The organism is Bradyrhizobium sp. CCBAU 25338 (assembly GCF_028128965.1).
Lineage (GTDB): Bacteria > Pseudomonadota > Alphaproteobacteria > Rhizobiales > Xanthobacteraceae > Bradyrhizobium > Bradyrhizobium liaoningense.
The window spans coordinates 285,944-306,763 of the sequence record NZ_LFKY01000036.1 but is presented as its reverse complement, the minus strand read 5'-3'; the positions used below and the strand labels follow the sequence as shown (position 1 = coordinate 306,763).

20 protein-coding genes are annotated in these 20,820 nt (G+C 64.3%); 17 read left to right on the top strand and 3 right to left on the bottom strand.

Annotated features, from left to right (window positions below; genetic code table 11):
- Nucleotides 1-31 precede the first annotated feature (31 nt).
- The 3 genes from ACM42_RS18110 to dctP all read right to left on the bottom strand — a co-directional run bounded on the left by ACM42_RS18110 (nucleotide 32) and on the right by dctP (nucleotide 2,954).
- On the bottom strand, nucleotides 32-1,315 hold the full coding sequence (locus ACM42_RS18110) for a TRAP transporter large permease (protein WP_271529219.1): 1,284 nt from the start codon (nucleotides 1,313-1,315) through the stop codon (nucleotides 32-34).
- Between the two features lie 104 nt (nucleotides 1,316-1,419).
- Nucleotides 1,420-1,923, bottom strand: a complete 504-nt coding sequence (locus tag ACM42_RS18105; protein ID WP_271529218.1) for a TRAP transporter small permease — start codon at nucleotides 1,921-1,923, stop codon at nucleotides 1,420-1,422.
- A gap of 11 nt (nucleotides 1,924-1,934) precedes the next feature.
- Nucleotides 1,935-2,954 carry a TRAP transporter substrate-binding protein DctP gene (gene dctP, locus ACM42_RS18100; protein ID WP_271529217.1) on the bottom strand — a complete coding sequence of 340 codons (1,020 nt, stop codon included), beginning with the start codon at nucleotides 2,952-2,954 and terminating at the stop codon, nucleotides 1,935-1,937.
- Between the two features lie 386 nt (nucleotides 2,955-3,340).
- On the opposite strand from dctP, the gene ACM42_RS18095 reads away from it, so the two are divergent.
- The 17 genes from ACM42_RS18095 (at nucleotide 3,341) to ACM42_RS18015 (ending at nucleotide 20,554) form a co-directional block, all read left to right on the top strand.
- Nucleotides 3,341-4,525: an ABC transporter substrate-binding protein gene (locus ACM42_RS18095; RefSeq protein ID WP_142250573.1), complete on the top strand. Its 1,185-nt coding sequence runs from the start codon at nucleotides 3,341-3,343 to the stop codon at nucleotides 4,523-4,525.
- Between the two features lie 10 nt (nucleotides 4,526-4,535).
- Nucleotides 4,536-5,402 (top strand): branched-chain amino acid ABC transporter permease, encoded by an 867-nt coding sequence (locus tag ACM42_RS18090; RefSeq protein WP_271529216.1) that lies wholly within the window; start codon nucleotides 4,536-4,538, stop codon nucleotides 5,400-5,402.
- A 3-nt stretch (nucleotides 5,403-5,405) separates the two neighbouring features.
- Complete coding sequence (locus tag ACM42_RS18085) at nucleotides 5,406-6,455, top strand: branched-chain amino acid ABC transporter permease (RefSeq protein ID WP_271529215.1); 1,050 nt, start codon at nucleotides 5,406-5,408, stop codon at nucleotides 6,453-6,455.
- A gap of 80 nt (nucleotides 6,456-6,535) precedes the next feature.
- Entirely contained in the window at nucleotides 6,536-7,213 is a 678-nt protein-coding gene (locus ACM42_RS18080; RefSeq protein WP_271529214.1) for an ABC transporter ATP-binding protein, read from the top strand.
- Nucleotides 7,210-7,905 (top strand): ABC transporter ATP-binding protein, encoded by a 696-nt coding sequence (locus ACM42_RS18075; protein WP_246668663.1) that lies wholly within the window; start codon nucleotides 7,210-7,212, stop codon nucleotides 7,903-7,905. Before ACM42_RS18080 ends, ACM42_RS18075 begins: the two co-directional genes overlap by 4 nt.
- A complete protein-coding gene (locus tag ACM42_RS18070; protein ID WP_271529213.1) occupies nucleotides 7,905-9,296 on the top strand; it encodes an MmgE/PrpD family protein in 1,392 nt (463 codons plus the stop codon). Before ACM42_RS18075 ends, ACM42_RS18070 begins: the two co-directional genes overlap by 1 nt.
- Nucleotides 9,293-10,102, top strand: coding sequence for an SDR family NAD(P)-dependent oxidoreductase (locus ACM42_RS18065; protein ID WP_271529212.1), 810 nt, complete (start codon nucleotides 9,293-9,295; stop codon nucleotides 10,100-10,102). Before ACM42_RS18070 ends, ACM42_RS18065 begins: the two co-directional genes overlap by 4 nt.
- Nucleotides 10,103-10,128: 26 nt before the next feature.
- Nucleotides 10,129-10,914 (top strand): SDR family NAD(P)-dependent oxidoreductase, encoded by a 786-nt coding sequence (locus ACM42_RS18060; protein ID WP_271529211.1) that lies wholly within the window; start codon nucleotides 10,129-10,131, stop codon nucleotides 10,912-10,914.
- A 58-nt stretch (nucleotides 10,915-10,972) separates the two neighbouring features.
- Nucleotides 10,973-12,139, top strand: a complete 1,167-nt coding sequence (locus tag ACM42_RS18055; protein WP_271529210.1) for a CaiB/BaiF CoA transferase family protein — start codon at nucleotides 10,973-10,975, stop codon at nucleotides 12,137-12,139.
- Nucleotides 12,129-12,923, top strand: coding sequence for an enoyl-CoA hydratase/isomerase family protein (locus ACM42_RS18050; protein ID WP_271529209.1), 795 nt, complete (start codon nucleotides 12,129-12,131; stop codon nucleotides 12,921-12,923). Before ACM42_RS18055 ends, ACM42_RS18050 begins: the two co-directional genes overlap by 11 nt.
- Nucleotides 12,924-12,936: 13 nt before the next feature.
- The gene (locus tag ACM42_RS18045) at nucleotides 12,937-13,872 is read left to right on the top strand and encodes a hydroxymethylglutaryl-CoA lyase (protein WP_271529208.1); all 936 of its coding nucleotides are present in this window, start codon (nucleotides 12,937-12,939) and stop codon (nucleotides 13,870-13,872) included.
- Between the two features lie 11 nt (nucleotides 13,873-13,883).
- The gene (locus ACM42_RS18040; protein ID WP_271529207.1) at nucleotides 13,884-15,086 is read left to right on the top strand and encodes an acyl-CoA dehydrogenase family protein; all 1,203 of its coding nucleotides are present in this window, start codon (nucleotides 13,884-13,886) and stop codon (nucleotides 15,084-15,086) included.
- Between the two features lie 10 nt (nucleotides 15,087-15,096).
- Entirely contained in the window at nucleotides 15,097-16,470 is a 1,374-nt protein-coding gene (locus tag ACM42_RS18035; RefSeq protein WP_271529206.1) for an MmgE/PrpD family protein, read from the top strand.
- Nucleotides 16,467-17,291 carry an aspartate/glutamate racemase family protein gene (locus tag ACM42_RS18030; RefSeq protein ID WP_271529205.1) on the top strand — a complete coding sequence of 275 codons (825 nt, stop codon included), beginning with the start codon at nucleotides 16,467-16,469 and terminating at the stop codon, nucleotides 17,289-17,291. The genes ACM42_RS18035 and ACM42_RS18030 overlap by 4 nt, the downstream gene beginning before the upstream one ends.
- Nucleotides 17,288-18,175 (top strand): MBL fold metallo-hydrolase, encoded by an 888-nt coding sequence (locus tag ACM42_RS18025; RefSeq protein WP_271529204.1) that lies wholly within the window; start codon nucleotides 17,288-17,290, stop codon nucleotides 18,173-18,175. The genes ACM42_RS18030 and ACM42_RS18025 overlap by 4 nt, the downstream gene beginning before the upstream one ends.
- A gap of 117 nt (nucleotides 18,176-18,292) precedes the next feature.
- Entirely contained in the window at nucleotides 18,293-19,330 is a 1,038-nt protein-coding gene (locus tag ACM42_RS18020; protein ID WP_271529203.1) for a LacI family DNA-binding transcriptional regulator, read from the top strand.
- Between the two features lie 27 nt (nucleotides 19,331-19,357).
- A complete protein-coding gene (locus tag ACM42_RS18015) occupies nucleotides 19,358-20,554 on the top strand; it encodes an NADH:flavin oxidoreductase/NADH oxidase (RefSeq protein ID WP_271529202.1) in 1,197 nt (398 codons plus the stop codon).
- The last annotated feature ends 266 nt before the right edge of the window (nucleotides 20,555-20,820 follow it).

Here is a 20,820-nt window from a genome sequence, read left to right as displayed (position 1 = left end):
TCCATGTCCGGATCGTGCTCGACGAGCGACGTTAGCCCGGCCCGTAGACCAGGTTGGGCAGCCAAAGCGAGAGCTGCGGCACGTAGGTGATGATCGCCAGGCACAACAGCAGCAGACCGAGGAACGGCAGAACGCCGCGGACCACTTCGGTGACCGGTGCCGTCGAGATTGTCGCCAGCACATAGAGGTTCAGCCCGACCGGGGGATGAACCAGTGCGATCTCCATGTTATGGGTGAAGACGATCGCGAAATGGACGGGGTCGATGCCGAGCGGCTTCAGCGCGGGCGCCAGGATCGGCATCACCACCAGCAGTGTGGCGGCGACTTCGAGGAAGCAGCCCAGTACCAGCAGCAGCACGTTGATGGCGAGGAGAAATTGCCAGGGGTGAAGCTGGTTATCGAGCGTGAACTTCACCAGCGATGCGGGGATGCCCGAATCTGTCATCCAGTGACCGAAAGCCAATGCGGTTGCGACGATGATCATGATCGTGGCCGCGCTCTTGATCGCCTCGGCGATGACGTCGAGCGTCTGGTTGAGCTGAAAGCCGCGGTAGAAGAACAGGCTGACGAGCAGCGCCACGGTGGCGGAGATGGCGGCGGCTTCCGTCACCGTCATCAGCCCGCCGTAGATTCCGACCATCACGATGAACGGGACGCAGAGCGCCGGCAGTGCATTGAGGGTCATGCTGATCAGCTGGGCGCGCGGCACGGCCGGCTCGCGCGGCAGCTCGTAGCGGTAGGAATAATAGAACACCCAGCCGAAGAACATGACGGCCTGGAGCAGGCCCGGCAGGATCCCGGCCAGGAACAGCCGCGGAACGGATTGTTCTGCGATCAGCCCGTAGAGGATCAGCGACAGGCTGGGCGGAATGACGATGCCGATCGTGCCGGAGGCGCCGACCACGCCAAGCGCGAAGTGACGGGGATAGCCGCGTTCGATCATCGCCGGCACCAGGATGGTGCCCATCGCAAGCGCTGTCGCGACCGACGAGCCGCAGATGGCGGCGAACAGCGTGCACGACACCACGGTGACGAGGCCGAGCGCGCCGCGCAATTGTCCGAACCAGGCGATCGCGACGTCGACCAGGGCCTTGGCGACGCCGCCGCGACGCATGAAGGCGGCCGCCATCACGAACAGCGGCAAGGCCATCAGGGTGCTCGAGTTCATCTCGTCGGCGATCTTCTGCGCGATCGCCACCATGGGCTGGCCGCTGAAGCCGAACAGGACCGCTGCGCAGAGGCCGAGCACCAGGAAGATCGGCATTCCGGCGCAGAGCAGCCCGAAGAACATCAGCAGGAAGAGCAGGGTCCACATCGCGTCGGTTCTCGTTGGAACTGGCGGCATCCCGGTCCGGGCCGCGGCAGTCGGTTGACGATTTCAGATTGGCCGCAGGCAGGCGCGCAGGCGTCGCCGTCCGCTCAGTGATCGTGAACGGCGATGATCATGGTGGCGGGATCGAAGCGGACGACCAGGTGGTAGAGCTTGATGACGTAGCGCAGCAGCATCAGCACGGCGCCGGTCAGGATCGCCGAATAGTAGATCCACATCGGGAATTCGAGGCCGGTGATGCTGCGTTCGTCGAGGCTGCGGGCGACGTCGGCGACCTCGAAGCCGCAATAGGCGAGGCCGGCGCAGAATGCGATCGCGACGCAGCAGTTGAACGCTTCGACCCATCTCTGTCCCTGCGGCGGCAGCAGCCGCAGGACGACGTCGGGCCTGACATGGCCGTCGGTCCGGACCAGCTGGCTCGACGCCAGGAAGACGGCCCAGACCGTCAGATAGACGACGACCTCCTCGCCGTAGATGAACGCGAAATTCTTGTTCACGTAGCGGCCGATGACCTGAAAGGTGCCGACCGTCAGCGCGAGCGCGCCCAGAACCCCGATCAGGAGGAGTTCGATCCTGTTCCAGACCTTCATCATGGGCTTGCGGATCAATGCCCGGCGGTCACGATATCCGACTTCACCTGCTGGAGGAGGGCAGGCGAAATCCGCAATTCCTTGGCGACGCCGTCCTGCGACGGCAGCATCTTCAACCGGACGTCCGCAAGAGCGCCTTCGGTCGGCGACACGAAGACGATGCCGTTCCTCTCCAGCGTCTGCCGCGCCTCGCTCTGCGCCGCTTCCATGCTGCGGCGGTAGGCCGGAATGTTCTCCCGCCAGACGTCGATGACCATCGCCTGCAGATCCGGCGGCAATTTCTTGTAGAAGCTCTCGCTGATCATCGGCACGTAGAACCCGACGAACGAGTGATCTTCGAATCCGTACTTGACGCCGGATTCCCAGAGTTTTGCACTGGCAAGACTTTCGTCGGTGGAGCTCAAGCCGTCGAACGTACCCTGCGAGAGCGCCAGCGGCACATCGGGCCATGCCGTCACGTTCGGCGAGGCGTTGAAGAATTTGGCGCGGGCCGATTGCCCGGCGCCGCCGGAGTTGCGGATCTTCATGCCGGCCTGATCGGCAAAGTCGCGGATTGGTTTGCTGGTGCTGTAGGTGTTCTGATAGCCGAGCTGCAGCCAGGGGCCGAGCAGCCTGACATCGAGCTTGCTTTCGAGCTGCTTGTTGATGATCTCGCCGATCTTGCCGTCGGCGGCGGCATAGACGACCGGGTAGGGCTGGCCGTAGAACGCCGGCAACTGGAAGACGTCGGCGTCGGGCACGAATGCAATCAGCACCCAGGTGCCGGGGACCGCGAGCTCGACGGCGCCTTGGCGCAGCGCTTTCACCACGTCGCGGTCGCGAAACAACTGCCCGCTGTGGAACAGTTCGGTTTCGATCCTGCCGCCGGACTTTTCCTGTAGTTTCTTCAGATAATCGCCGACGGCCACCGTCCGCCCGTGCGTCGCCGACGTGTCGAGCGACGCTCGCAGCTTGAATTGTGCTTCGGCTGCGGCTCCCTGGCTGTACTGGACGGCAAACATGGCAAGCACAGCCATAACGGCGCGTCGCATCATCGATTTTCTCCCCGAGCGTTTTTTTGTGCAGCAGGCCCGAACGGTAGTGGGACAGCCCGACCATTTCAAGTGAAACGTTTCATATATTTGCCAAAGTTAGTCGTCCGAGGATCGTTTGGGGAATGGGTGGCAAATGCTGACATGATCGGACGCGGTTTTGTGCGCGACAAAAAAGCGCAATTCCGCAACAAAAAGTTTGACTGACTTCGTCTGGGCATTGGGGCCGCGCGCTCAACTTCAATGAAACGTTTCATTGACAGCCGCATTTTCTCCGCCTAGCTTGCGCCGCGCTGAGTGGAGCGATGGATGGTCTCGAAGGCCATCGTGCGAGCTTTCGTTCGGAAAAACGCGGCGAAACAGCCGCAAAAAATCAGGTGGGGAACGTCATGAGGATCACGCGTAGAGACCTGCTGTTGTCAGGCGCGGCCGCCGGTGCAGTGCTTGCCGGTTCGAACGGCTTGGCGATTGCCGCTGAACAGGAATTGACGCTGGGTGTGGTGGGCGTCCTGTCGGGACCCGCTGCGCAGTGGGGCCTTGCCTTGCGAGGCGCGGTGGAGTTCGTCGCCGCGGAGGCCAACAGGGACGGTCTGATCAAGATCGGCGGCGCGCCGTGCAAGGTCAACGTCGTTGCCATCGACAGCAAGTATACCGCCGAAGGCGCCGCCGCTGCGGCCAACGCCCTGGCGGGGCAGGGTGTCAAGTTCATCCTCGGTCCGATCGGCTCGCCCGAACTCACCGGCGTGAAGCCGATTGCCAAGCGCAATTCGATGCTGGTGATGGGCAACGGCTACGCCAAGGATGCGCTGTCGCCGCAATTGCCGCTGGTCTTCCACGTCGGTCCTGGCCCCTCGGGCTGGGCCGACCCGATCATCAAGATCGCCAAGCAGAAATTCGGCATCAAGAGCGTCGTGCTCGTCGCCCCGAACGACCAGGGCGGCACGGACATCGCAAGCGTCGATGCCGATGCCTACAAGAAGAACGGAATTGCCGCGACCGAGGAATACTATCAGCGCGGCACCACCAATTTCGGGCCGATCGTCACCCGCGTCATGAATGCCAAGCCCGAGGCCGTCGATCTCGCTTCATCGCCGCCCGGCGATGCCGGCATCCTGGTCAAGCAATTGCGCCAGGCCGGCTTCGAAGGGCCGATCGGACGCCTTGGCGGGCCGGGATACGGCGAAATCTCCCGTGTCGCCGGCGGCGACGATGTCCTGAAGGACTTCTATTGGTACGAGCCGGTCGTCATCGACGAAAAGACGCTGCAGATCGCCGAGGATTACAAGAAGCTGATGGGCAGCGAGCGGCCCGAGAACAATCTGTTCTTCCAGTGGGTGTCGGGCGCTCGCATGGTGGTCAAGGCCATCGCCAAGGCGGGAACGACCGATACGGCCAAGGTTGCCGAAGCGCTGCGCGCATTGCCGGTGAGCGATCCGAATCTCGGAGCAGGTCACTGGATCGGGCAGGAGTTCTTCGGCATCAACCAGGAACTGTCGTTCCCCTTCGGCGTCGGCCTTGTGACCAATGGCAAGCTGCAGCCGACGATGCGGGTCGAAGCGGCCGGCGGCAAGTAGCGGTTCTCCAGTGCAGGGCTTCGTCGCCACCGGCCTCATCGGCATCAGCCTGGGTGCGCAGTATGCGCTGCTCGCCCTCGGCTTCACCCTGATCTTCGGCATCCTCGGCGTCGTCAACTTCGCGCATGGCGGATTCTATGTTCTTGGAGGTTATCTCGCATATTCGCTGGTGACCTATCTCGGCGTGCCCTACGGACTGGCGGTGGTCGGTGCGGCCCTGGGCACGACGGCGCTCGGATATCTGTTCGAGCGTTTCGTGCTGGACCGTCTGATCGACGATCATCTGGCGACGCTGATGCTGACGCTCGGGCTCTACATGATGATGTCGAGCGGCATCCTGGTGATGTTCGGGCCGCAATCGCCTTCCTTCAGCTTTCCCCTGACCGGCGTCATTCGCGGTGGCGGCTTCTATCTGCCGATCGAAAATCTGGTGGTGCTCGGTGTCTGCGTCGTCGCGATCCTGTCCGTCTACGGCCTGATCTATCACACCGACTTCGGGCGTGCGTTGCGCGCGCTCGCGGATGATCGCGCCGTTGCAACGGCGCAAGGGCTGCGTCCCACGGTCCTGTTCCCAGCAGCCTTCGCGCTGGCCACGGGGCTGGCCGGACTCACGGGTGCGCTGGTCACGCCGATTCTCTCGCTGGCGCCGCATATCGGCGATCCCGTGCTGGCGACATCCTTCCTCATCGTCATTCTCGGCGGCCTTGGCAGCGTCGGCGGTGCGACCGTGGCGGCCTTCCTCGTCGGCATGGTGGAGGCGTTCTCGGCCGTCTATCTCGGCGGCTCGAAAGGCGCGCTGGCGCTTTTCGTGCTCGTGTTGATCATGCTGGTGGTCAAGCCTTCGGGGCTGTTCGGCCATCAGCTCCGGGGAGCCTGAACCATGATCCAGCTCGCGCGATCCATGGCACGCGGCGGAGGCGCCGCCGAGACGGCGGGGGTGCTCGTCATCGCCTCTGTGTTCGTGGTCCCGTGGATCACACAGAATCCGATGGTCTATTCGCTGGCCAACCAGATGCTGATCGCAATCACGGCGGCCTTCAGCGTCTACATCATGCTGCGCATGAACCTGATGACCTTCGCGGTGCCGACCTTCATGGCGATCGGTGGCTATACGGTGGCGATCCTCGGGCTTCGCCATGGCGTGACCGACGTCCTGCTGCTCAGCCTCGCAAGCTTCATCGTGCCGGCACTGTTTGCGCTGCCGCTCGGTGCACTGGTGCTGCGGCTGACCGGGGTCTACTTCGTTCTCGTCACTTTCGTCATTACCGAGATAACGCAACTGGTTCTGTTCGAAACGCCCGGATGGACCGGCGGCGCCAACGGCCTCGTCGGCATGCCCGCCGTGACGTTCTTCGGCATCGAGCTCGGTGACAACCGGGCGGTGCTGCTGGTGACCATCGGTCTGGCGCTGGCCGGCGCGATCGTCACGGCGCTGGTCACCCGCGGCCTGCACCAGCATTTCGCGGCTATCGATGAAAACGAGCTGCTCGCCCAGAGCCTCGGGCTCGTCGTCTGGCACTACAAGGCGTTCGGCTTCGCCGTCGCGGCCGGTGTGTCGGGCCTCGCGGGCTTCGCGCTGGTCAACATGCTGTTGACCGCGCATCCAACGTCGTTCAGCGCGCTCTCTTCGGTGAACTACATCGCCTATGCGATCATCGGCGGAAAGAGCAGCATGCTTGGTCCGATCGTCGGCGGCGCATTGCTGATCTGGGCGGGCGACATCTTCGCGTTGCGCGGGGAGTATTCCCAATTCCTGTTCGGCTTCCTGATCGTCGTGGTGGTGCTGGTGGCGCGCGACGGCATCGTCGGGACGATCTATCGCCTCGGCGTCCGTCTGGTCTCACCGGTACCATCGGCCTCGTCTTCGTCCTACTCTCCGAAGTCCTCTCCAACGCTGAGCGTGCCCAATGCGATGGAGCCACTGCAATGACGGTCCAACCCGTGGATCTCACGCGCGGCGGCGCGCGCCTCGAAGTCGTTTCGATCTCCAAGCGCTTTGGCGGGTTGCATGTGTTCAACGGCATCAGCTTTACCATCGCGCCCGGTGAAGTGCTTGGCGTCATCGGACCAAACGGCGCCGGCAAGACTACGCTGATCAACGTCATTTGCGGGATGTTCCCACCGACAGCCGGAAATGTCCGGTTGGACGGCAAGGAGATGACGGGTAAGCCGCTTCATGCCGTCAGCCGCATGGGAATTGTTCGCAGCTTTCAGCAGACGAATACCTTCCGGACGGCAACGGTCCGCGAAAACATCTCGCGCGCCGTACGTTTCAGCGGCGGCGGCGAACGGGTTTGGAAGACGATCGCACCGCTGATCGACGAATTCGAGCTCGGGCCGCAGCTCGACGAGCAGAGCGACAAGCTGCCTTACGGGCTGCAGAAGATGCTCGGTCTCATTCTCGCCTGTGCGGTCCGGCCGAAGGTGCTGCTGCTGGACGAACCGGCGGCCGGTCTGGAGCGACGCGAACGCCTCCGGGTCGATGCCTTTGTTCGACATGTGAGAACGGAGCTGGGCTGCGGCGTGCTGATTGTCGAGCACGACATGGATCTCGTGCGCCGCCTCTGCCCGAAGATCATGGTGCTCGATTCCGGCCGTGTGCTGGCCGAAGGAGCTCCCGTCGAGGTGCTAGCGCGGAAAGACGTGATTGACGCCTATCTCGGCGCGGTGGACGAGGAAGCGGCATGATGCTGGCGGTGGAAGACCTCGAAGTCCGCTACGGCGGCATCACGGCGATCCGTGGCGTCTCGATCGACGTTGCCGAGGGGGAGACGGTCCTGCTGGTCGGCGCCAACGGCGCCGGCAAGTCGAGCCTGATCAATGCCGTGATCGGGCTGGTACCGGCGTCGCGCGGCAGCGTGCGCTTCTCGGGCGCGGACATCAGCGCCGTGTCGTGCGATGGGCGTGCTCGCGCCGGAATGGGCTACTCGCCTGAAGGCCGTCGCGTGTTCGCGACCATGTCGGTTGCCGACAATGTTCTGAGCGGTGCCTGCGGGCGCGGCCGTGCGGCCCAGCGCGAAGCATGGAGCTGGCTCTGCGGCATCTTTCCGATCCTGCAGGAGCGTGCCGACCAGCCGGCCGGACAATTGTCCGGCGGCCAGCAACAGATCGTCGCTCTGGCGCGCGCGATGAGTTCGTTTCCCAAGCTGCTGCTGCTGGACGAGCCTTTCCTCGGACTTGCACCGGTCTGGATCGCGCAGATCAGCGAGGCGATCCGGCACATGCAGAAGCGTGGCACCACCATTCTCGTCACCGAGCAGATGGCTCGCCCGGCGTTGAAGCTGGCGACGCGAGGCTATGTCATGCGCGGCGGCGAAATCCGGCGCAGCGGCACCGCCGACGAAATTCGCGACGTGGCACTGGCCGAGGAGTATCTCTGATGGCCGCCATGAATGCCACCGCCCGCCTGGGCGCATTTGCCGCGACGGCGGCGACCACCAGGCTTGCTCCCGACGTCGCGACCAAGGCCGCCATCTGCCTGCTCGATTCGCTGGGGCTTGCGGTTGCCGCACGTGCCGAGTCGACGGCCGTCGCCGCACGGTCGATGACCACACAGGTTCCGCAGGGGCCGCGAACCGCGCGCATCTGGGCCGACGGCAGGCACGCGGCCCTGTCGGAGGCGGTGCTCGCCAACGGTGTCGCCGTCCATGCGCATTTCCAGGATGATACCGACCACGATTCCTGGACCCATCCGGGATCGCTGATCTCGCCGGTCGCGGTGTCGCTGGGCGAGACGCTGGATGCGCCGCTGAGCACCGTGCTGAAGGCGCTCACCACCGGCTATGCCGCGCTGAAATGGCTCGGCGCCGGCGAAGCCGTTGCCCGTGGTCTCATCGGCCGCGGCGTGCGCACAAGTCCGACCTTCGGCACTATCGGCGCGGCTGCGGCGGGCGCCGTCCTGCTCGGGCTCGATGCTGCAAAGGCCACGAATGCGATAGCGATCGCCGCCTGTACGACCGGTGGCACGCTTGAGCCGGTGCGTTGCGGCTCGGACGAATGGCGCGTGCAGAACGGTCGCGCGGCCCATGGTGGCCTCGTCGCGTCCGAACTCGCGGCACGTGGCGTCCAGGGCGCGCCTGATGCGCTGGAAGGCCCGAAAGGCCTGTTGCGTTCGCTGGCCGGCCTCGAGCATGCACCCGACCAATGGCGCGAGGCTCCCGATGCCGCGACGATGATCGGCATCATGGCAAAACCATTTGCCACCCTCGGCGACAACATGTCCGCCGTGCTCGCGGCCCACGCGGTCCACCGCGATCGCATCGATCTGTCCCTGGTGAAGCGGATCACGGTCACGATCTGGCGCCCCTACACGGAATATCCCGGCACGTCGTTCAAGGGTCCATTCACGAGGACCGTGCAGACCCAGGCCAGCACTGCCTTCGCGGTCGCTGCCATGCTCCGCTACGGACGGCTGGACTACGACATAGGCGTCGAGCACCGCCAGGATCCGGAGATCATGGCGCTGGTCGCGAAGACGACGGTCGAGCCCGACGATATCGGCACGCATCTCGATGCGACCGTGGAGATCGCGCTGCAGGATGGCACGCGCCATTGCCGCAGCTCGCGCGAGGCGTCGCAGGTTCTCGTGTTCCAGGACGAGACGCGGGCCGCCGATGTGTTCGAGAGCCGTCTGTCCGGCGCGGAAATGCCGGCAGCCGAGGCAAGACGCCTTGCCGCGGACGTCCTTGCCGCCGCCGGCAACGGTGGATCGATGCCGATCCGCGCATTGCTCGACCGGCTGACCGGATCAACCAAAGAGAGTAGGACATGAAGCTCGGACTTGAAGGCAAGACGGCCATCGTCACCGGCGGCAGCAAGGGCATCGGTCTTGAAACCGTGCGTTTGCTGGCGGAGGAGGGCGTCAAGGTGCTGGTCTGTGCGCGGCGTGAAGATGCACTTGCCGAATGCCGCGCGGACGTCGAGAAGACGACCGGGGTCAAGGTCGAAACCTTCTCCCTCGACGTCACTGACCTCAAGCAGATCGAGCGACTGCCGCAGGTTGCGCGCGACCGTCTCGGCCGTATCGATATCCTCGTCAACAACGCGGGCACCGGCACCTACAAGCCGTTCCTGGAGGTGACCGACGACGAACTGCAATATGGCATGGCGATCAATTTCTTCGCCCAGTTCCGGATCTGCCAGCGCATCGTTCCGATCATGATCGACCAGAATGGCGGCAGCATCGTCAACGTCGCGGGCGAGACCGGGATCATGGTGACGATGCCGCCATTCCTGTCGTCGTGCACAGGGCCGGCCAAATCGGCCGAGATTCGTTTCTCGAAGATCCTCGCCAACGAATTCGGACCGCACAACATCCGCGTCAACTGCGTCGTTCCCGGCTTCGTCACCACGCCGGAGCGCTTTGCGAAATGGGAACGCGAGCTCGCCAAGCGAAATCTGAGTCCGGAAGAGGCGGAAGCCGAACGGAAGCGCTGGTCGGAGAACAATTCGATGCGCAATACGCGCTGGGGCACGCCGGAAGAGCTTGCCAACCTGATCGTCTTCGCGTTGTCCGACCGCGCGAGCCTCGTCAATGGCGCAGTGCTGGTCGCCGACAATGCGATGGACAAGTCCTGAACCGGATGCGTGAGGCGATGAACGGAATGGCCGAAGTCAGGGCGTCAAAGCCGCTGGAGCAGTTTCTGGTCCGGGGAAAGTCCGCGGTCGTGACGGGCGGCGGCGACGGGATCGGGCGCGCCGCGGCGTTGCTCCTTGCCGCGGCCGGCGCCGCTGTGGCCGTGCTCGACCACGATGCGGCCAAGGCCGACGCCGTCCGGGCGCAGATCGTTGATGCCGATGGCAAGGCGATGGCCGTGACAGCCGATGTCTCCGACGAGGCGGCCGTCGAAACGGCGTTCTCCCGCGTGGTCGGCACGCTCGGGCCGGTCGATATCCTGGTGAACAATGCCGGTCTCGCCGTACGCGAAGCGGCCGATACGCTGTCCGTCGACAGCTGGAATCGCGTTCTCGCCGTGAACCTGACGGGCATGTTCCTCTGCGCGAGGGTCGCGGCTCGCACCATGCGCGGACGCTCCGGAGCCATCGTCAATACGGCATCGATCATGGGATTGTCGGGCGGACTGTATCGCAACGTGGCCTATCAGACGACCAAGGGCGGCGTGGTCAACATGACGCGCGCGCTTGCCCTCGAATGGGTCGGCGACGGTATCCGCGTCAATGCGGTTGCGCCGACCTTTGTCAGGACGAATTTCATCGCCGGCATGATGGCCGATACCGGCAAGGCGACTCATGTCATCGAGGCGACACCCATGCATCGGTTGGCCGAGCCTGAGGAAGTCGCCGCAGCCATTTTATTCCTGTCCAGCCCAGCCGCAAGCATGATTACCGGCGTGACACTGCCGGTCGACGGAGGATTTCTCGCAAGATGAGCGTTGTTTTGATGATGACCGGCATGGCTGCGGCCGTGTCGTCCGCCGGGAGGATCTGATGGCCGACGTCGACAAGCCCCTCGCAGGTATTACCGTGATCGAGCTGGGGCACAGCGTCGCCGCGCCCTATGCGGGTCTCATTCTGGCCGATCTCGGCGCACGTGTGATCAAGGTTGAAAATCCCAAGAGCGGCGATTACGCGCGCGGCTGGGGACCGCCGTTCTGGAATGGTACGGCGAGCGTGTTCCACAGTCTCAATCGCGGGAAGGAGGGAATCGCAATCGACTTCGGCGATCCCGACGACTGCGAGCGACTGAGATCGCTAATCTTGAACGAGGCGGATGCGGTCATCCAGAATCTGCGGCCCGGGATATTGGATAAGTTCGGTCTGACGGCCGACGCGCTGCGCGCGGACAAGCCGTCGCTGATCTGGTGCGACATCGGCGCCTTCGGCGCCACGGGGCCGCTCGCGAGCAAGCCGGGATACGACCCGCTCGCACAGGCGAGCACGGGCATCATGAGTGTGACCGGCGAGGGCGATCGTCCGCCCGTGCGGGTCGGCGTCTCCCTCGTAGACATGGGCTCCGGCATGTGGGCGGTGATCGGAATGCTCGCGGCCCTGGTCGCGCGCAGTAAGGGCGGCGAGGGACGCAGCGTCGCGACCTCGCTGTATGAGACGGGTCTCGCATGGATGACGGTGCCGCTGGCCGGCTATGCGGCGTCCGGCGAAGTCCGCAAGCCCTACGGGTCGGGCACTGCGGAAATCGCACCCTACCAGGCCTTCGAGGCGTCCGACGGTTGGCTGATGATCGCCGCCGGCAACGACAATCTGTTCCGCAAGCTGTGCAGCGCGCTGGACCTCGGGACACTTGCTTCCGATCCGGACTTCGCAACCAATGCGGCGCGGGTCGTCAACCGCGAGCGGCTGATCCCGCAAATCCAGTCGATCGTGCGCCGCTATTCGGCCGACGCACTCGGAAAGATTCTGGATGCGGCCGGCGTTCCGAACGCCCCGCTCCTGACCACCGATCAGGTTGCCCGGCATCCGCAAACCCAGGCACTCGACATGATGGTGCGCTGCTCGGACGACGACATCGAACTCGTTGGCATCCCGCTCGCCTTCGACGGTATGCGTCCCCGCGCGCGGACCGCGGCACCGGCGCTCGGTCAGCACAACGCCGTCCATCGGATATCCGCCAGCAAGGGAACGACCAATGCAAAGTGATTTCCAGACGATCAAAGTCGAGCGCCGCGACGGCAACATCCTGCTGGTGACGCTGCACCGGCCGGAAGCGTCCAACGCCATGAACACCCAGATGGGTCTCGATCTGGTCGCGCTGTTCGAAGGCTTCTCGACCGACATCGAGGGGCTGCGGGCCGTGATCCTCACCGGGCACGGCGACAAGGCGTTCTGCGCCGGCGGCGACCTGAAGCAGCGAAACGGCATGACGGACGACGCCTGGCAGGCGCAGCACCTCGTGTTCGAGCGCATGCTGCGCGCACTGCTGGGCTGCCCGATTCCGCTGATCGGGGCGATCAACGGCGCGGCCTACGGCGGCGGCTGCGAGATCGCGGCGGCGCTCGACTTCGTCTATGCCTCGACCAATGCCCGCTTCGCACTGACCGAAGTGACGCTCGGCATCATGCCGGGCGGTGGCGGCACGCAAAATCTGGCGCGCGCCGTCGGTGAGCGTCGCGCCAAAGAACTGATCCTCTCCGGGATGCCGTTTTCCGCCGCTGAGGCCGAGCAATGGGGCTTGGTCAACCGCGTGCTGCCGCCGGGAGAATTGCTGGAGGCGACCTTCGCGATCGCCCATCGCATTGCTGCCAATGGCCCGATCTCGGTGCGCCAGGCCAAGCAGGCGATCCATCGCGGTCTGCAGATGTCGCTCGCCGATGGTCTCGCCTTCGAGATCGAGGCCTACAACCGGCTGGTTCCGACGGCTGACCGGCGCGAGGGCGTGCTCGCCTTCAACGAGCGCCGCAAGCCGAACTTCCAGGGCAAATAGAGGAGACCGCAAGATGCGCGAGAAAGCCCATGTCCGCGAAGTCGGACCACGAGACGGCATCCAGATGGTCAAGAGCATCCTGCCGACTGCGCGCAAGCTCGCCTGGTGCCGGGGCGCCTTGGAAGCCGGGATACGCGAAATCGAAGTGACGTCGTTCGTGCCGGCCAAGGTCATTCCGCAATTTTCCGATGCGGAGGAGGTCGCGCGCGGTGCGCTGGAGATGACCGGCCTGCGGCCGTCGGTCCTTGTTCCGAACCTGAAGGGTGCGGAGCGGGCGTTCGCGCTTGGGGTGTCGATGGTGAACTACGTGCTGTCGGCGAGCGAAGAGCACAATCAAGCCAATGTTCGCCGCAGTATCGAAGAGTCCCTGATCGATTTTGCGCGTATCGCGGCAGCGCGCGACCAGCGTCCGGGCGCGCGGATCGGGCTTGGTGCAGGAATCGCGACCGCGTTCGGCTGCACCATTTCGGGGGCAGTCTCGGAAGCACGGGTGATCGAGATCGCCGAGCGGCTCGCCGGGATGGGAGCCGATGAGATCATCGTCGCCGATACCGTCGGCTATGGTGATCCCGGCCAGGTCCGCAGGCTGATGGCGGCCGTGATCGCTGCCGTCCGTCCGTTGCCGGTTGCATGCCATTTTCACGACACGCGTGGTCTCGGCCTAGCCAACGTGACGGCCGCGCTGGAAGCCGGCGTGCGTGCGTTCGACGCTTCGCTGGCCGGGCTCGGCGGATGTCCGTTTGCGCCGGGCGCCACCGGCAACATCGACACCGAGGACACCGTGTTCCTGCTCGAACAGCTCGGCTTCGATACCGGAGCCGACGTCGAAAAGCTCGTTGCCTTGCGACGGGAGGTCGAGAGCTGGCTGCCGGGCGAGCGATTCTCCGGCGCGATCGCGCGCGCCGGATTGCCCAAAACATACCGCGTCTCGGCCAGCGTCGCCGCCTGAAAGGATACGACATGAATTATCACGATGCATCTCACGCAGCTGACACCGAGGTCACCGTTGCCCTGGGCGAGGATTTTTCCGATCTGCGCAACTCGGTGCGGCAGATCTGCAAGGATTTTCCCGGCGAATACTGGCGGAAGCTGGACGACCGGAGCGGCTACCCTACCGAATTCGTCGCCGCGCTGACGGAGGCGGGTTTCCTCGGCGCGCTCATTCCGGAGGAATATGGCGGTTCGGGCCTGCCGTTGCGCGCGGCGGCGGTGATCCTTGAGGAGATCAATGCTAACGGCTGCAGCGCCAGTCCGGCGCATGCGCAAATGTACATCATGGGGACGTTGCTTCGTCATGGCAGCGAGCTGCAGAAGCGGACCTATCTGCCGAAGATTGCGGCGGGGCGGTTGCGGCTGCAGGCCTTCGGCGTGACCGAGCCCAACACGGGTTCGGATACCACCCAGCTCAAGACACGCGCCGAGCGTCAAGGCGATGTCTATGTCGTCAACGGCCAGAAGGTCTGGACGTCGCGCGCGCTGCACTCAGATCTCATGCTCCTGCTGGCGCGCACTACGCCGATCGACCAAGTGAGGGGCCGCACCGAAGGACTCTCCGTTTTTCTGGTCGACCTGCGCGAGGCCAAGGGCAACGGCGTCGAAATCCGCCCCATCAAGGCGATGGTCAATCACAACACGACTGAAGTCTTCATCGAGAATTTGAAGGTTCCGGCCGCCAACCTTATCGGCGAGGAAGGCAAGGGATTCCGCTACATCCTCGATGGCATGAACGCCGAGCGCATTCTGGTGGCATCCGAATGCGTCGGCGACGGACGGTGGCTCCTGAACAAGGGCGTCGCCTATGCCAACGAACGACGTGTCTTCGGCCGGTCCATCGGCCAGAACCAGGGCATCCAGTTCCCGCTGGCGCGCGCCTACGCCGAGCTCGAGGCTGCCGACATGATGTGTCGGCGTGCCGCCGCGTTGTTCCAGGCGGGACAACCCTGCGGTGCGGACGCCAATATCGCCAAGCTGCTCGCCTCCGAAGCCACCTGGAAAGCGGCCGACACGACCTTCCAGACTCACGGTGGCTTTGCGTTTGCGCAGGAATACGACGTCGAGCGCAAATGGCGCGAGGTGCGCCTGTATCAGACCGCCCCGATCTCGACCAACATGGTGCTAGCCTATGTCGCGCAGCACGTGCTCGGTCTGCCCCGTTCCTACTGAGGAGACGACCATGCCGGATATCACTCGTCAAACCGCCGACTTCGTTGCGGGCCTCGCGCCTTCCGATTTGCCCGACAGGTGTCGGGAGGCCGCGCGGACAGGCATCATCGACTGCGTCGGGGTCATGATCGCCGGCGCGCGGGAACAGCCGGTCCGCATCGTGTCGGCGATGCTTGCCACCTCGACGCAAAACGACGGGGCGCCGGAAATTCCGTCGGGCCGGAATCTGGCGGCCTCCGACGCCGCGCTAGTCAACGGCGTTGCAGCGCATGTGCTCGACTATGATGACGTCGCGATCGCCGGCCATCCGAGCGCGGTGCTTGTGCCCGCGATCATGGCGGAGGGCTGGTCGCTGGGCGCGAACGGCAGCGAAGCGCTTGCGGCCTATGTCGCAGGATATGAGCTATGGGCTCAGGTCCTCGCGCTGGAGCCGGGCCATCTGCATGAGCGCGGCTTCCATCCGACGGCGATCATGGGCACGCTCGCCACGGCCGCGGCCTGCGCGCGGCTGCGCAAACTCGACAGCGAGAAGACGGTGCACGCCATTGCCATTGCCGCTTCGCTCGCGGCCGGGCTCGTCGCCAATTTCGGCACCATGACCAAGTCGCTGCATGCCGGCCGGACCGCGCAGTCGGGCGTGCTCGCGGCGCGCTTGGCCGACCAGGGGTTCACCGGGTCTCTCGACGTTCTGGAGCACCGCACCGGCTTTCTTCGCGCTCATTCGCCGTCGGGCGCTCCCAATATCGAGAACGGGACGATCGACATCGGCAAGAACTGGCGCCTGGCGGAGCTCGGCGTTTGTGTGAAGCGGTATCCGACCTGCTATGCGACCCATCGTTCGATCGATGCGATGCTGGGTCTGGTGAACCGGCACAAGCTGAAGCCGGATGACGTGCGGGAAATTCGTGTCCACACCGGCACCACGCAGAAGCTGATGCTGCGCAACACCAATCCGCAGACCGGCCTTGAGGCCAAATTCAGCATGGAATTCGCCATGGCTTCGGCGCTGATCGCCGGACGGGTCAGCCTTTCCGAGCTGACGGACGAGTTCGTGTCGCGGCCGGATGTCGGTGCAACATTTGCGAAAGTCCGCTGCACGACGACCGATGAGATCATGGTCGGGGATCAGCCCTTTGCCCCGTCCGACCAGGTCAGTGTCGTGCTCGCGTCAGGCGAGGTGTTGCAGCACGACCCCGTGGTGTACGCCAAGGGCAGCTGGCAGCGGCCGCTCTCGCGCGAGGAGCTGAAGGAAAAGTTCATGGATTGCGCGACGCGGGTTTTCGAGCGTGGGCGAGCCGCTGATCTGTTCGAGCAGCTCTGGAATATGGAGGAGCTCGACTCGATCCGCTCGCTGCGCCTGACGGCCGACCGGGTCGACGCATGACGGACGCGACGGCGAACAAGGGCGCAGTGCCGCGTATCTGGCATCAGTCGGTCAACGAGCTCGATCACTTCGATGTCTACAAGCGGGCACTGGAAGCCCATGCGGCGGAGATCCTTGGCGATGACGCAAAGGTCGTCGTCCACGGGCTTCCGGCCGGCTCGTATGGCGGTGCCTCGGCAACGGCGGTGCTCGGCAATGCCTTTGCCTATCACCGGATTCTCGATCGGGTCATCGACTACGCGATTGAGGCTGAGAAGCAGGGTTACGACGCCTTCGTCATCGGCTCGTTCAGCGAGCCGTTCCTGCGCGAGATCCGCTCCGCGGTCGATATCCCGGTCGCCTCGCTCACGGAAAGCGGGTTGCTGGTCGGCTGCTCGCTCGGCAGCTACGTGGCGCTGGTCTCCAATGCGCCCGCCGTGCAGTGGATGACGAAGGTCGCGGTCGACAAGCACAAGCTCGCCGCCCGCGTGCTCGAGGTCGCTTCGATGGACCCGGCGCTCGACGAGCCGGCGTTGGCGCGCGCTTACGCCGATCCGGCCCCGGTCATCGCCAACTTCACGGCCGTGGCCGGGCGCCTGGTGGCGCGCGGAGCCGACGTGATCATTCCGGCCGAGGGCGTGCTGGCCGAACTCCTTGTCCGCCACGGTGTCCGGGAGATTGCCGGCGCACCCGTGATGGACGTCTTCGCGGTCACCTGGGCCTACGCGCTGATGCAGATCAGGCTGTGGTCGAAGACCGGCGTTCGCGTCGGCCGCAGCTGGCACCACCGCCGCGATGATCCCGCGCTCGTTGCAAGATTTTTTCAAGAGGAAGCCCGATGAGCAATCTGTCCGCGACCCAGGTTCCAGGTGTCTATCATCGCCGGCTTGGCGACGTGCTGGTCACCGGCCTCAGCGATGGCTACGTCGACATGGGGTATACGATCTTCCGAAATATTCCGGAAGACGAGACCAAGGCCATCCTGGCGCGCGATCATCGCACGTCTCCGCCGCGCATTTCGGTCAACGCCTTTGCCTTGCGCGTCGGTGGCCGCACCTATCTCGTCGACTGCGGCTCTGCCGACCTGATGGGGCCGACCTGCGGACGGCTGCCGGCCAATCTCGCCTCCGCCGGCATCGACCCGGACTCGGTGGACGGGGTGCTCCTGACCCATGTTCATCCCGACCATTCCAACGGCCTGACGGATGTGGCGACGGGACAGCGGCTGTTCCGGAATGCCGAAGTCATCGTGCACGAAAACGAGATCAATCACTGGTTCAACGACGAGTCGATGGCCAAGGCAGCCGAGCGTCCCCGCCGTCGATATTTCGAAGCCGGACGTACCCAGATCAAACCCTACATGGCGGCCGACCGCGTCCGTACCTTCAAGAAGGGCGAAGTGCTGCCCGGCGTGACGGCGATCCCGATCCCCGGCCATACGCCCGGCCACACTGCCTATGTCGTCTCGTCGGGCGGCAGCTCGATGGTGATCTGGGGCGATACGGTCCATGTGCCCGAGATCCAGGTGGCGCGTCCCGAAGTGACGATGGAGTTCGACACCGACCCCGAAGCCGCCGCGGTCGCGCGGCAGATGATATTCGACATGGTGGTGACCGACGACATGCTGGTCGGCGGCATGCACCTGCATTTTCCTGGCCTCGGCTACATGCGACGCGAGGGGGGAAAGTACAGTTTGGTCGCAGAACAATGGGCCTTTGAGGTCTGAACGGCGCGCCCGTCACAGCCTAGACCTTCGGATCACCATCCAGGATTCAATTCCGTGTATCATACGCTAGAATCGAACAACGATGGTCAACGACAGGCGATCAATGGCGGACGGCGGATGACAAGTCGCGGAAGCAAGCTGACGATTCACGACGTGGCGACCGCTGCCGGGGTTTCCACCGGCACGGTGTCGCGCGTCCTCAATGGCAACGCTACCGTTCGCCCGGAAATTCGTCGCAAGGTCCAGAAGGCGATCGACGATCTCGGCTATTCACCGAACGCGGTGGCTCGCAGCATGCGCATGGGGTCGACCCATACGATCGGCTGCATCCTGCGCGAGATCAACATCCCGCAGCTCGCCGGGTTCGTCAAAGCTGCGCATGACGTGCTCGACGAAGTGGGCTTCTCGCTCGTCATCTCCAATTCGGAAGGCCGCATGGAGCGCGAGCGGGAGTTGCTCAGCCGTCTGTCGCGGCGGCAGGCCGACGGCGTGATGATGGGGCCGTACACGGCCATCTCCGGTGATTTTGAAGCGTTCCTTCGCGACCTCGATATTCCCATCGTATTGATCGATCGCGATCAGACGACCTGGGCGGATGCCGTGATGGCCGATCACGCCGAAGGCATGCGTCTTGCCGTCGGCCATTTGCTGGACCTCGGACACCGCCGCATCGCCCTGATCACCGGCGAGCGCGGCCTTTATCCCGCGCGCGAACGCGTCCGCGGCTATCACGAGGCCTACGCTGCGCGCGGACTGGAGCCTGATCCGTCGCTGCTTCATGTCGGAAGCTTTCTGCCCGGTGCGGGATTCCGTTTCACCTCGGCGATGCTCGGCCAGCGCAATCCGCCGACGGCCATCATTTCGGGTGGTCTCGACATGTTGTCGGGCGTGCTGCGCGCCATACGGGGGCGCAACCTGAGGATACCGGAAGACGTCTCGGTGGTCGCGTCGGGTCATTCCGAACTGGCCGAGTTGTTCTCGCCGCCGATTGCCGTGATCGGGTGGGATCAGGCAGAGGTCGGCCGGATTGCCGCCGGCATGCTGCTCGACCGGATTCGAAATGGCAACTCGCATGAAGCGCGCAGCGTTCTCGTGCCGAATGAATTCATCCCGCGTGCATCGGTGGGACCACCGAAACGCGACAACAACAAATAAGAATATGGTTTGCAGGGAGGCATCGGAATGACTGACGGAGTGACCAATGGCGGCGGCGCGGCTCGGCCGTTGCTGTTCCAGCCCTTTTCGATCCGCGGGCTGACGCTGAAGAATCGCCTCGTGGTGCCTCCGATGGTCCACTACCGCTGCGAGCCCGGCCATACCTGCGGCGCGTTTCATCTCGTCCATCTCGGCCGCTACGCGCTGGGCGGCTTCGGCCTCGTCTTTGTCGAGGTGACGGCGGTCGAAGAAGCGGGGTTGAACAACGAGAACGACCTCGGCATCTGGAACGACGAACAGGCCGAGAGCTTCAAGCCGCTGATTGCGTTCATGAAGCGCCAGGGCACGGCGATCGGCATCCAGATCGGTCACGCCGGTCGCAAGGCCTCGATTCAGAGCGCCATGCAGGGCATGGGACCGCTGACCGAGGAGAATCTGAAAGCCGGCGCCAAGAGCTGGCAGCCTGTCGGGCCGACGGCCGAGCCGGTCGCCAAGGGATGGCTGACTCCGCGAGCACTGACCACGGCCGAGTGCAAGAAAATGGTCGGCACGTGGGCGGCTGCGGCAAGGCGGGCGGTTGCCGCCGGGTTCGACACCATCGAAATCCACACCGCGCACGGTTATCTGCTGGCCTCGTTCCTGTCGCCGGTCTCCAACACGCGCACTGACGAATATGGCGGCGACCGGGCCGGGCGGATGCGCCTGCCGCTCGAGATCGTCGAGGCCGTGCGCCGCGAAATGCCGGATACGATGCCGCTGTTTGTTCGCGTCTCATCCGTCGACGGGACCGTCGAGGGCTGGAACATGGACGACACCGTCGTCTTCGCACGCGAACTGAAGCAGCGGGGTGTCGACGTGATCGATTGCTCCTCGGGCGGTATCTCCGGAGCCGCCACCGCAGCCCAAGTGCCGCGCAGCCTCGGATTCCAGGTCCCATTTGCCGAGCGGGTCCGAAAGGAAGCCGACATTCCCACCATGGCGGTCGGCATCATCCTCGAGGCTCAGCAGGCCGAGGCGATCCTGGCAAAGGGCCAGGCAGATCTCATCGCCGTTGGCCGGCAGTCTCAGTTCAATCCAAACATCGCCCACCATTGGGCACATGACCTCGGCATCAATGCCCGCTTCGAGGATTGGTCCCCCGAGTTCGGCTGGTGGCTGGAGAAGCGGATCAGGACTCTGGAAGGCTTTGCCACGCCGACAGGCGTGGTCACGCGCCGGCAGTGAAATTCACCGCACGCACGGAGGCGCAAGCCGCGTGTGAATGACATTTCCTTGATTGTTCGATAAGAATTGACCGACACTCCCTCCGCCACCTGGGCTACATGGGGGTCGTAGATTTGGACGCGCGGATGTTTGACCCGAGTGGCTACCGCTAGCTGGACCTAGCTCAAACTTCCTCATGATGGATTGGAGCGAGAGTTCAAATTTTTCAATGTGGTAAACGGCGGCCTGTGCACGCCGTGTGCTCCGGGAGATCAATAGAAATCTAC